General features: G+C 52.9%; 1 protein-coding gene. It reads right to left on the bottom strand.

The genetic code is table 11. The features are described from left to right. Nucleotides 1-255: hypothetical protein (locus tag R0J92_RS24670; RefSeq protein ID WP_411053625.1), on the bottom strand; the 255-nt coding region annotated here is incomplete at both ends.

Here is a 255-nt window from a genome sequence, read left to right as displayed (position 1 = left end):
GACGCAGCGTCACCTTGAGTGGCGCCGAATACGTCAGATCGCGCTGACGGCATTCGTCAACGTCGAATTTTGGTGCGTCGAACTCGTAGCGAACGAATTCGAGCATTGAAGCGCCGGAGAAATCCTGAATTGGGAAAACAGACTTGAAAACCGCCTGCAAACCCTCGTCAGGACGCCCACCGGATGGTTCTTCAACCATAAGGAACTGGTCGTAAGATGCCTTTTGAACCTCGATAAGGTTCGGCATCTCAGCGA

The organism is Tritonibacter sp. SIMBA_163, from assembly GCF_046535935.1.
GTDB lineage: Bacteria > Pseudomonadota > Alphaproteobacteria > Rhodobacterales > Rhodobacteraceae > Epibacterium > Epibacterium scottomollicae.
This window is presented reverse-complemented; position numbering and strand designations above follow the sequence as displayed.